Source organism: Syntrophotalea sp. (assembly GCF_050253115.1).
GTDB classification, from domain to species: Bacteria; Desulfobacterota; Desulfuromonadia; order Desulfuromonadales; family Syntrophotaleaceae; genus Syntrophotalea; species Syntrophotalea acetylenica.
In genome coordinates, this window is the sequence record NZ_JBFWJQ010000076.1 from 1 (window position 1) to 12,275 (window position 12,275).

Here is a 12,275-nt window from a genome sequence, read left to right on the forward strand (position 1 = left end):
GTTGAGCCTTCCTTTGCCATTTCAAAAAACCGGCGTCCGCAAGCTTCTGATTTTGCTCTTTCACATCGGAGCGATAGTCTTCTCTTTTGTAGATGCATTCGCGCTGCGATTCGATCTGAGGATACCTGCCGAATACTGGTCGGTGATCGTAACGCTGCTGCCCATTGTGGTACTCATCAAACTGCCTGTTTTCTGGCTCATGGGGCTTGCCGAGGGGTGGTGGCGCTACGTTTCCATGCCGGACCTGCTGCAGATTTTCAAAGCCAATATCGCGGCTTCTGTGGCTTTGGTCCTGTATGTGGTGTTTTTCCATTCCTATGAAGGCTTGCCCCGATCGGTCGTTCTTCTCGATTTTCTTCTGTGTTTTTCCATCATGATCGGTGTGCGGGTCGCGACCCGCATACTGCGCGAGCAGTTCGCGCTCAACTCCAAAGGCTATAACTCCAGGCACAAGTCGGTTCTGATCGTCGGTTCCGGGACTGTCGCCCAGACGATCGTTCGCGAGATCCGTGAAAATCCCAAGCTCGACAAAGCGGTGCTGGGGTATATCGACAACGATATCCGGCGTCAGGGGAAAGTCTTCTATGGCGTGCCGGTGATGGGCACCCAGGATGACCTCGAAAAGATCTGCACCCGTCACGGGGTCGATATGGTTGTGGTTGCCCAGTCTTCCGTGACACCCCGGGCTTTACGCGAGATCGCCACCTCCTGCAAGCGACACGGTATCGCTTGCAAAATACTGCCAACCCTCGGCGACATCATCGACGGCAGGGTTTCCATGGAACAATGCCGTTCCGTGTGCCTCGAAGATCTGCTCGGCCGATCCCCCATTCGCCTCGATGTGCGGGAAATCAACGCTTATCTGCATGGCAAGTCCATTCTGGTCACGGGCGCCGCGGGCAGTATCGGTAGCGAAATCTGCCGGCAGGTTGCAAATTTCGACCCGGCGCAGCTGATTCTTTTCGAAAATGCCGAAACCCCCTTGTTTCACCTCGAAAACGAACTGCGGGAAAAATTTCCCCGTCTTTCCCTGCTTCCCAGCCTCAGTGATATCCGGGATATGGAGAGAGTCTCAGCGGTTTTTTCCCGGTACAAACCCCAGGTCGTGTTTCATGCGGCGGCCTATAAGCATGTCCCGATGTCCGAGGTCAATCCGGTCGAAGTGGTTAAAAACAATGTGTTCGGAACCAGGAATATCGTCGATGCAAGTCTGGCGGGGGGCGTTGAACATTTCGTTCTGATTTCCACGGACAAAGCGGTCAATCCGACCAATATCATGGGGGCCACCAAGCGGGTTGCCGAACTCTACGTACAGAATCTGCCGCGTTCCGGGGAAACCAAAGCGGTTACCGTTCGGTTCGGCAATGTTCTGGGCAGTCATGGCAGCGTCATACCGACTTTCCGGGAGCAGATTCTCAGAGGTGGGCCGGTTACCGTAACTCATCCGGAAATTACCCGTTTCTTCATGACCATACCGGAGGCGGTACAGCTGGTTCTTCAGGCCGGGTGCATGGGGCAGGGGGGAGAGATTTTCCTTCTGGACATGGGTGATCCGGTCAAGATCGTCTGTCTGGCTGAAGAAATGATCCGGCTTTCGGGGCGCAAACCCTACGAGGAGATCGAAATTGTTTTCACCGGCCTGCGACCCGGGGAAAAACTCTATGAAGAACTGCTCATTTCCGGAGAGGGTGTCAAGGCGACCCGTCATGAAAAGATTCGTATTCTGGAGGCGGCATGTTTTTCGGAACAGTGGCTCAGAGACGAAACCGCCCTGCTGCTCCAGGCAACCCATGAGGCTGATGTCGAACGGGTGGTAGCCCTGCTCAAGGAATTGGTGCCCGAATATTGTAAACACAGTGCCACAGGGATACTGGATGAAGGGAACCCGTCGACAAGATCGGCGAACTTCAATCTGGCGGCGAGGAAGAATCCGGATTCGCCTGTATAAATCGATTGGACGTTTTCAGGAATTGTGAAGGGCTAGGGTCGGCGGCGCGGGTAATAGACTTTCCGACGGTTTTTGCTAGCATTTTAGCAGGTGTGTAATTCCTGACAGGCTTTGGAGGTTACAAAAGATCCGGGGTTTCCGGATGCAGACTGATGATGCAAAGGGGGATGCGATGATCGGTAGACGGATATTGGGAATGGCGTTTCTGATTGTGCTTGGCGGTCAGGCATGGGGTGCGGATATTGTCGCAACGGACGTGGAATCGCAGGAGATCGTCCCTCCCAGCATTTACAGCGAAGGCCCCTTCGAACAGGCAACCACCGCCGTCCGACTGGGCGATGTGCTCGGCGGCAAGGCTGGCTATATCCACCCTTATCTGTCCGTCGGCGGTTTTTATACCGACAATCTCTTCAATCGCGAATACGATCGCGAAGGGGACTTTATTACCCGCATCACCCCCGGCATCTGGGTCGTCCTGCCGAACAGCCGTTACCCTTTGATCCGTGTCAATACGCTTAATACGGCACCCGGCGGTCTTGAATTGAGCCGGTTCCGCAGCAAGGGAACCACCCGCCTGCAGGCCTATGGAAAATATCAGGCCGACATCCTTCTGCACGACAAATTCGATTCCGAAGATCAGGTCAATCAGCGCGCCGAGGCCTATGCCCGCTATAATTTCCGTGGCGGACTTTCCTTTGATGTGCTCGATATTTACGAACTTGACCATGATGCCTATGGTACCGGAACCAGTCGCGAACTGGATAAGTTCAAATCCAATCTCGTGACGGCCGGGGCAAGTTACGAAATTACGCCTAAAACCAGCATCGAAGCGGAATACGGTTTCTATACCTTGAGCTATGATGCCCAGCGAAACGCCTATCGCGAGCGGGAAGACCACAGTTTTGCAGGACGGTTTTTGTACAGGATACTGCCGAAAACCTCGGTTTTTGTCGAATACGACTACATTTCTCTCGATTACGACGAGAACATACTTTCCGACAGCGAGGAACACCAGGTGTATCTTGGCGCGCAATGGATGGCAACGCGAAAATCCCGTTTGCGCGCCCGCTTTGGCTACGGCCTGAAGGATTTTGACGATTCCGATACAGGCGAAGTCGACAATTTTCTTGCCGAAGTGCAATTGCGGCACAGGTTTACGCCAAAATCCTATATTGAATTCAATGCCACACGCCAGACCAATGAAACAGATATCGCTGAAACAGACTATACCTTGTCCCAGAAATATCAGGTTCGGTATTTTCAGAGAATTCTTCCGAAGCTGATGACAACCGCAAACATCTATTATATGCGAAACAGCTACCGAGGCGAGGGTGTTTCCGGGGATCGTCTCGATGAATACTATGGCGCAGGGCTTGACATGAAATATTCCTTGACGAATTGGCTTGCGCTCTCCGGGGGGTATACTTTTATAAAAAGGAACTCCAACAACATCGCTTATGATTATGATCGCAACAATGTTTATCTCAGCCTGATTTTCGCCCTTTGATACCTGCTATTGAACGGGGTTCACAGCGGAGGCCATTGATGATGAAACATCTCGTCTTTATGAGTAGTTTGCTGTTTACGCTTTTTCTGAGCTGCCTGACATTCGCGGTAGTCGAACAACTGGACTACCGGGTCGGAGAGGGCGATGTGCTCAAGGTTATGGTCTACGATAACCCCGATCTGGATACAACCGCCAGAGTGAGCGGAAAGGGGACCATCCTGTTTCCCCTTATCGGCGAACTGGATATCGAGGGGCTTACCGTGTCCCAGGTCTCCGCCAAAATAGCCCGAAAGCTGTCCGAGGGATACATCCTCTATCCCCAGGTCTCGGTTTTCGTCGAAGAGTTTCGCAGCAAAAGGGCCATCATCATGGGGGAGGTTCGGGCTCCGGGGTTGTACGAACTCAGCGGCGCGACCAGCCTGATGGAATTGATATCCAAGGCCGGAGGATTGACCGCCGACGCGGGCAGCGAGGTGAACATCAAACGAAAAAATCCGGACAATCCCGGACAGGATGACCTGATTGCGGTGGATCTCAAGACCCTGCTCGAGGAACAGGAAACCTCGCCGAATGTCCCAATCAAGGATGGTGACAGGGTTTTTGTTCCGCGCGCCGGGGTGTTTTATGTCACCGGTCAGGTTAACCGACCGGATGCCTATAAACTCGAGATGGGGACATCGGTTATCAAGGCCATCACCATGGCAGGTGGCTTCACTGAGTTGGCTGCCCAGAAAAGAGTCCGCCTGATCCGCAAGGTCGATGGTGTTGAGACCGTTATGGAGAAGGTTCCGATGCATACCGCTGTCATGCCGGAAGATGTCATTGTGGTTCCTGAGAGTTTTTTCTAGCCTGGTATCCATCCGGAAACTCCGGATGGATACAGCGTAGTTTTCATATGGGAAACGAGCAATTTTTCGTTGTGGCAAGGAAATCAAGGGATTGCGCGGAGGCGTACATCGGTACGCCGCACAAGCAAGCCTGCGGATTGACACCGCCACGGCGGAAAAGGGCCGGTTCCGGATGAAAACTAGTCTGGTTTCGGGCAGGTATCCAACCGGGTGCAATTCAACAAATACTACAGGAGGCAGAGAGTTGATATGCCTTTTCAAAAAACCGATCTTCACCTGCTTGATCTGATCGCAACGGTACGCAAGTACCGTCGCCTGGTGCTGTCTTTTTTCCTTGTCGTGTTTGGACTGGTGGTGCTGTTTACCTATGCGTCCACGCCTCTGTACGAAGGCGCCGCCAAAGTACTCATAGAAAAGGGCGAGGCTGATGAGCTGGCCGCGCGGGGCCGGAGCAGTTCCTTTGATCCCGTTTTTTACGAAACCCAATTGCAGCTGATCCGCAGCCGGGCTGTCGTGGAGCGGGTCGTGGACATGCTCAATCTGGAGAAGGATTACGAGCAGTATCTGGAGTCCGCCAGCAACAGACGCACCGTGCTGCAATTCGCCTGGCAGCTGCTTGGCGATATGACCGATGGTGTCCGCAAGATGCTTTTTCGCAAAGAAGACAGTCCCGCGGGAGAAAACGGACGCAAAGCCTCGATTGTTGAAAAGATCACCGAAAACCTGCTGGTACGGCCGGTTGAAGGGACCCGGCTGGTGACGATAAATTTTCTGTCCCCCAACCCCGAACTGGCCGCGCTGGTGGCCAACACCACGGCCAGGGCCTATATCGAGGAAACACTGCAGCTCAAGATGGATGCCACCCGTCGCAGCCTCGAGTGGATGGGCCGTAAAGCGGAGGATGAAGCACAAAAACTCAAGGCCGCCGAGCAGGCTTTGCAGGATTATATGAAAGCCAACGATATCGTGACGATGGAGGATCGCATTGCGGTGGTGCCGGAGCAACTCTCTGAAATCAACCTGCAATTGCTGCGGGCCGAGACCCGCCGCAAGGAGATGGAGATTCTGGTCAACAAAATCGGCAGAGCAGGAAGAAACTATCAGAAACTGGAAACCATTTCGGCCATCACCTCGGATCTGGCGCTGCAGAGCCTGCGGTCGCAGATTGTTGAAACCGAAAAGAGCATCATGGAGTTGTCCAACAAATTCGGTTCGAAGCACCCCCTCATGGTCAAGACCAGAGGTGATCTTCAGGTTCTGGAAAGAAAAAAACGCCAGGAGATCGACCGGATCATCGATTCGTTGCGAAACGAATACGAGCTTGCTCTTTCCAATGAGCAGACCCTTCGAAGCAAATTGACGGGAAGCAAATCGGAAGCCATTGGCCTGAATGAAAAGTTCATTCAATACGGGGCCCTGAAGAGGGTGGTCGATACCAACAGGCAGCTTTACGATGCCCTGATGCTGAAACTGAAGGAGCAGAGCATCACCGGGGAAACCAATCCCGTCAATCTCTGGATCGTGGAGCAGGCCGCCGTCCCCAAAATACCCTCCAAGCCATGGAAAAAAGGCAACCTTATCCTTGGCCTTGCTATCGGTCTTATCGGGGGTATTGTGCTGGCATTTCTGATCGATTATTTCGACAACACCATCAAGGATCCGGAACAGGCCGAAAGTATTCTGGGTCTGCCGATCCTGGGAGTCATGGCCAAGCGCCGCAATCTGAAATACGATGTAGAGGAAACCGTTCTGCGGGAGCCTCATTCGTCGTTTGCCGAAAGTTACCGGGGCTTGCGTACGGCGGTATTTCTCTCGTTTGCCGACCAGGCGCCACGACGCATTCTGCTGACCAGTGCCGGCGTCGGCGAGGGCAAGACCACTACCTCCGTCAATCTGGCCATAACCCTGGCCCAATCGGAAAAGCGGGTGCTCCTGGTCGATGGCGACTTGCGCAAGCCACGCATTCACCACGTTCTCAAGGTGCCCAATACCCGCGGTCTGAGCAATTATCTGGCCGGTGCCGTCGACGGACATATCGTGCAGAAAACCGCGATCAAAAACCTGTTTGTCATTACGGCCGGTCCGATTCCGCCAAATCCCTCCGAATTGCTGATTTCCAGCAAGCTGCCGGGACTGATCGATTCGATGAGCAGCGAATTCGATGTCATCGTTTGCGATTCGCCACCGGTGCTTCCGGTATCGGACGCCCGCCTTTTGTGCCGCCTGTTCGAAGGCGTCATCATGGTGGCGGCCGGTGGCAAGACCTCTTACGAATTTGCAGACCGGGCCCTGCGCATCCTCAAGGATTCCGGTGCCCGGGTTCTCGGTCTGGTGATCAACGCTCTTGAGATAGAAAAATCGTCCTATTATCACCACAGCTACTATCATCACTACGGCAGTGACAAAAAAGACAAGACTCCTGTGGCAGAACCGGGAAAATCTTCATGATCGATCTGCATTGTCACATTTTACCCTCCATGGACGACGGTGCATCGTCCATGGAGGAGTCTCTGGCCATGGCGCGCATCGCGGTCGCCGACGGAACCCGGACGATTGTCGCCACGCCACATGTAAAAAACGATATTCCATCCCCGCAACTTATTGAACGAAAAATCGCACTACTGACCGAATGCCTGCAACAGCATAACGTAACCCTCGATATTCTCCCTGGCGGGGATGTCTCTTCGGTGCTGCCCGTCGATATCGTATCTCTTTATACTCTCAACAGATCCCGTTACGTGTTGCTGGAGTACCCCCACAGCCATCTTCCGGCCAACGCGGAACAAACGATATTCGAGTGGCGGCTGGCTGGTTTGTGGCCCATTATCACGCATCCCGAGCGCAATCCCGGCATTCTCAAAAACCCTGAGGCGCTGACGCGCCTGGTGGAGGTCGGGGCCCTTGTGCAGGTCACCGCCGGCAGTCTTGCCGGGGGGTTTGGGGCGGACGCTCAGGCCTGCGCCTGTCATCTGGTATCATCGGGCCTGGTTCATATACTTGCCAGCGACGGGCATTCCTCCGGCCATCGGCTGCCACGGTTGTCCGAGGGACTGCGCATCGCCACCCAGCTGATTGGAAAAGCCGCTGCACTCAGGCTGGTTGAGGATAATCCTGCCGCAATTATTTCCGGAATGGTGGTGGATGTCTAGAATCATGAACTGGTTTTTGGTCGCGATCTGGTTGTTGAGCCTGTTTGGCGATGCTTTGCCCTGGACATGGCGATGGGCCGCCGTGGCGGTTTTTGTTTGCGTGTTTCTTGCCATGCGCTTGTGGCGTAACACGGAAAAGTTCTTTCGCCCGCCGGGGTTTGCCGCCCTTGCCGGCTGGCTGGCGTTGCTGCTGTTTCAGTGCCTGCCCCTGCCACCGGCAGTTCTTGGTTTTTTATCGCCGGGAAGTCACAGCCTCTACAGCGAAACCATCTGGGTGTTGCGGCCCGGCACATGGATGCCGCTGGCCGTTGCCGCTCAACCGGCTTTTTCCGGGATCATGCAATTCTGGGTATTGGCTTCGGTGTTCTGGCTGACGGCGCAGGCCGGGGCTGACCACATTGCGCTGGGCAAGCTTCTCAAACGCTTCGCAACAGGTGCTGGCGTGGTCGCCGTCCTTGTGATCTGTGCTCTGCCATTCAGGGTGCTAGGATGGAATGCGCTTCTGCCTCCGGGAATCGTGGTGGCTCTGGCAGCTGTCATGCCTCTGGTGTTGACCTGCCACCTGTATGTCAAACCTCAGCAGAACTATGGGAAATGGACCACACGCGTCATTCAGACCTTGCGGCATCCTGGCGGTCATCTTCCCGCTTACCTTTTGGCCTTTGTGATTCTGATGGGCGGGGTGGTCCTGTTCTGTGGCGCCGTGCAGACCCGGATTGCGCTGGTCGGCGGGTTGCTGATCATGACAGTCATGCTCCTTGCCCGCCGGGGAAGCAGAAGCCGCAGCGGCGCGGCGGTCGTCATCACCCTCGTCATGCTGCTTGTCGTCGGCATAGGGACCTGGCAGATCGGCAGGGACCGCGGGGTTCAGGAGGTTGCCCCGGTTTCCGCCGGACTGGACCAAAAGGTTCTGGCCCGCGATTTTCTGCTTGCCGGGGCCGGCCCGGGCAATCTGCCGTCTCTGGTTGCCCGTTACACCCGCCTGCGGGAAGATCCCGGTGCCCCTCTGGAAGGCGGCAAAGGGCTTGTGCTGCTCAGCGCAGGGGGATTGGCCGGTACCGTCATGTCGCTGTGGTTCTGGGTCATGGTACTGGTAACCGGAATTATCGGCTGGGCGGGCCGGCGCAATCACATGGCGCTATTTCTGTTGCCAGGGATATTGGCAGGTCTCATCGTCTGCTTCGCCTCCGGAATCGACACTTCCCAGCCCTTTGCCTCCTGGCCGGGCATGGCCGCCTATTTTCTGGCTGCCTTGTTGATAGGTATCGGATGTTTCAGCTCCACCGGTGAGCCGGGTTCCGCTATCGGCAATCTGCATTTCGTCGAACGCAGGGTCATGATGGTGTTCTGCATAATGATCGGTCTGGCCGGGTCGGTTTATGTGCTGGGGAAAGTGGTTGTTTCCTTTGGTCCGCCGATCGCGGATGATGGTAATGCCATCGAAGGGGCGGCGCCACAGTATTTTGCCGCCGGGGTTGATAAGTATTTGGTTTTCGATCCCCTGGCGGATGCCAACTGGTACGCTGCCGGCAATTACATGGCTTCTCAAAGGATGGACGATCAGGCGCTGCGATATTACAAAAAGGCCCTGCGCCTCAACCCTCTTGCCGGAGATTCCATTTATCGTCTGGGAGTTTTCCTGTCCGGGCGTGGTCATGGTGACGAAGGAGCAGCACTCATGCAGGCCGGGTTGAAAAACGCTCCCCTGACCCTGTCACTGCGACGTGACCACCTGCTCTACATGCTGACTCGTGGGGAAAGGAAGGCGGGTCTGGAGGCCTTGTCGGAGTTGCTGCTTCTGGCGCCGGATCAAACGGGTTTCTGGTTGCGATATTTTGAAAGCCGGAAGATCGCCGTCCATAGATGGCTGGACTATCTGCCCCCGAGAGCGGAGGCTTACCGCCAATACGGGGACTATCTCATTGAGCGCGAGGAGAAACGTGCGGCAGAGGCCGTTTACAGGCGCGCCATCAGACATGCCGTTGCCGAACCGTGGGTTTCGACGGATATGTATCTGCATGTTGCCGGTTATTTCATCGGCCAGGAACGCTTCGAGCCTGCGCTGGAGGTGTTGCGCGCCGCCATGGAGGCGCACCCCGAGGATCTGACCCTGCTGGTTTCCGCGGCCGGCCTGTATGAGCGGATGGGAATTGTCTATCGTGCCCGTGAGCTGTATCGTAAAGCCTTGCTGCTCGATCCTGACAATTCAGAAGTGCGTTTGAGGCTGGATGCACTTTTCTGATCCGGCTGATCGCTTTATGCCGGCAAAGGTTTTGTGTTGCAGGCTCCGCGCATGTCTGTTACCCGGCTGTCGGCTTCAGGGTTGCGTCCTCGCTGGTCATGATAAAGGTGGGCTGGGCGTGAAAGGTTTCGTATTTGGGCCGCAATCTTTCCTGGTTGTAGTATCTGTCTATGATCACCACTTTTTTGCGGCTTGTGACTACCTCAATGGGGACGTTGGCGTAACAGCCATTCCGCAGGGCGACCAGGTGGCCCGTGCGGTTTTCCAAAATCAGGTCCAGTGCGAGATTGCCGTAGGCCATGGGAACGATGGAATCTATGGCGTCCGGGTTGCCGCAGCGGACCAGATACCCGAGGCGCTGATTGACCACATTGATGCGGTGGCCGTTGTTGAATTGAGGCGATAATTCCTTGAGTTGCAAGGCGACCTTGTCTCCGATTCCGCCCAGTTTGCGGTGCCCGTACTGATCCTTTTCCTGACTTTCAAAAGACATCCCCTGCTCATCGATGGTGGTCGCGCCTTCGGAAACCAGAACCACGGCGTAGGCACTCGGGTGCCGATTGCGGTCCGCTACCAGCAGTGCGGTCAAATGTTCCATGTCAAAGGGGCATTCCGGAATCACGCAGCGGTCCGCTGCTCCGGCCATGGTTGGGAGCATGGCGGTGAATCCCGCATAGCGACCGAACACTTCGATGACAAGCAAACGTTCGTGGGACCCGGCAGTGGTGCGTAATGTGTGGGTCAATTCTATGGTGCGGGTGACGCAGGTACTGAAACCTATGCAGTAATCGGTGCCCGGGACATCGTTGTCCATGGTTTTGGGAATGGCGACCACCGGCACTCCTTCGCGATGCAGACGTTCGGCATAGCTCAGGGTGTCGTCCCCTCCGATCGGAATCAGATAATCTATGCCGATATTCTCCAGGGCGCGCAAAACGTGAGGCGTGACATCATTTATCTGCTGACGGTAAGTTTGCTTCAGATGGTCGGGCAAAGCTGCTGCGGGCAGGCGGGCGGGCAGGGTTCTGGATGTATGCAGGAAGGTGCCGCCGGTTCGGCCTGCCCGATTGACCAGATCTTCTGTAAGAATCTGGACATGGTCACTGTTGTCCGCATCTTTTTCCGGAATGTAGTCTACCAGCCCCCCCCATCCGCGGCGAATACCGACAACCCGATAGCCCTCCCGCAGTGCGCGAAAGGTTACGGCCCTTATGGCCGGATTCAGGCCGGGGACGTCGCCGCCCCCGGTTAAAATGCCGATGGTTCCGCGATATTTCATAAGTTGTTCTCCTGTCGGAATTCTCATCAATATCCAGCGAATTTATGCGAATGCCTCAAGCATGGTCCGGATATAATGCAATGGTCCTACGGAAACCAATTATAGCGAAACTCCTGCACCCCGCAAAAAAACGGCCTGCGAAAAAAATCCGCAGGCCGTTTTTTTGCGGGGTTGAGTGATCAACGCAGGCCGACATCCCAGGCAACGGACAGACCCGGTTGTGCAAAAGTCCCACTGATGAAGCCGTGATTGTAGCGCGTGGCGGGTGCCCTGTGGACAACGGATCTGTGGTGGCCTCCGGAGCGTTTGACACAATAATTGCTTGCGCGATTGTGCCTGGCACGGTAGATATTGCGATGCGCCTCTTGCTTCATGCGTTGCAGGTTGCGGCGCTCCCACTGATTCACATGGCCGTCAGACCGCGCCTGGTGGCTGAACCGCCGGATATGACGCTGCTCCTGGCGTAGACGCGCAAGCTCGGGGCGGGTGATTTCACCTGATTTTACCCCCTGGGCAATTCTTTTCTGGAAATGCGCACCTTGCAGGCCGACGCGGTCTGCCGACCAGGCCGGTGCCGCCATCAGACAAAACATACCGAGAGCGAAGAAACTCAAAGATCCAAAAACTTTTCGATTCATGATTTATTCTCCTTTGTGGTGAAGTTGTCGTTTCAGCCATTCAGACGAATCGGCTTCGCCATGGTTTACCGCTATGGCGAATTTTTCCATGTCGATAGGGCCTATGGCGTTTCCATCACTGGCGTGAACGCGTGAATGGAACATGGTAATCAGCGAGAGCGTTTCGAAGGCCAGTGCGTTAAGAACGCGCGAACTTTCATTCAGTGTTGCCAAAAATCAGGTGATTTGATATGGTTCGCCAATTGTGCGGTAAAACTGAAGGTCGTAACCTCCGGACATCATGATGAGGATTCAGTCTGTGAAAAAAATCATTATTGACGAGGAATTTTGCAAGGGGTGCGGACTCTGTGTCGAAGTCTGCCCGAAAAAATTGCTGAAAATCGGCAGCAAACTCAATAAACAGGGTTATCCTCTGGTGGAAATAGACGAATGTGATCAGGACAAATGTCTATCCTGCGCCTTGTGTGCGCGGGTCTGCCCGGATGTAGCGATCACCGTGCTTAAAACCTCTGACAAATAGCATTTCGGCCCTGTGCGGTTTGTACCCGGAAAGAAATGTTTTTTAGTACCCAGGTTTATCGCTGCCAGGAGGTTGTTTTGAAAAATCGTTTATTTGTAAAAGGCAAGGAAGCGATCGCCATGCGAGCGCTCGAGGCCGGTTGTC

At 54.9% G+C, this 12,275-nt stretch carries 9 protein-coding genes; 7 read left to right on the top strand and 2 right to left on the bottom strand.

Features of this window, described 5'->3' with window-relative positions; translation table 11 throughout:
* Position 1: 1 nt before the first annotated feature.
* The 6 genes from AB7E65_RS08830 to AB7E65_RS08855 all read left to right on the top strand — a co-directional run bounded on the left by AB7E65_RS08830 (position 2) and on the right by AB7E65_RS08855 (position 9,694).
* Entirely contained in the window at positions 2–1,948 is a 1,947-nt protein-coding gene (locus AB7E65_RS08830) for a polysaccharide biosynthesis protein (protein ID WP_428745690.1), read from the top strand.
* A gap of 172 nt (positions 1,949–2,120) precedes the next feature.
* Entirely contained in the window at positions 2,121–3,455 is a 1,335-nt protein-coding gene (locus tag AB7E65_RS08835) for an outer membrane beta-barrel protein (RefSeq protein ID WP_158514037.1), read from the top strand.
* 38 nt (positions 3,456–3,493) lie between these two features.
* Entirely contained in the window at positions 3,494–4,303 is an 810-nt protein-coding gene (locus AB7E65_RS08840) for an SLBB domain-containing protein (protein WP_428745691.1), read from the top strand.
* Positions 4,304–4,552: 249 nt separating this feature from the next.
* Entirely contained in the window at positions 4,553–6,751 is a 2,199-nt protein-coding gene (locus tag AB7E65_RS08845; RefSeq protein ID WP_072287749.1) for a GumC family protein, read from the top strand.
* On the top strand, positions 6,748–7,452 hold the full coding sequence (locus AB7E65_RS08850; protein WP_320361337.1) for a tyrosine-protein phosphatase: 705 nt from the start codon (positions 6,748–6,750) through the stop codon (positions 7,450–7,452). Before AB7E65_RS08845 ends, AB7E65_RS08850 begins: the two co-directional genes overlap by 4 nt.
* 4 nt (positions 7,453–7,456) lie before the next feature.
* A complete protein-coding gene (locus AB7E65_RS08855) occupies positions 7,457–9,694 on the top strand; it encodes a hypothetical protein (RefSeq protein WP_428745692.1) in 2,238 nt (745 codons plus the stop codon).
* Between the two features lie 58 nt (positions 9,695–9,752).
* On the opposite strand, the gene AB7E65_RS08860 is transcribed toward AB7E65_RS08855, so the two are convergent.
* Together AB7E65_RS08860 and AB7E65_RS08865 are read right to left on the bottom strand one after the other, a co-directional pair.
* The gene (locus AB7E65_RS08860; protein ID WP_072287746.1) at positions 9,753–10,973 is read right to left on the bottom strand and encodes a 6-phosphofructokinase; all 1,221 of its coding nucleotides are present in this window, start codon (positions 10,971–10,973) and stop codon (positions 9,753–9,755) included.
* Positions 10,974–11,152: 179 nt separating this feature from the next.
* The gene (locus AB7E65_RS08865) at positions 11,153–11,611 is read right to left on the bottom strand and encodes a hypothetical protein (protein WP_072287745.1); all 459 of its coding nucleotides are present in this window, start codon (positions 11,609–11,611) and stop codon (positions 11,153–11,155) included.
* A gap of 298 nt (positions 11,612–11,909) precedes the next feature.
* Between AB7E65_RS08865 and AB7E65_RS08870 the strand changes: the two genes are divergently transcribed.
* Complete coding sequence (locus tag AB7E65_RS08870) at positions 11,910–12,131, top strand: 4Fe-4S binding protein (protein ID WP_072287744.1); 222 nt, start codon at positions 11,910–11,912, stop codon at positions 12,129–12,131.
* The last annotated feature ends 144 nt before the right edge of the window (positions 12,132–12,275 follow it).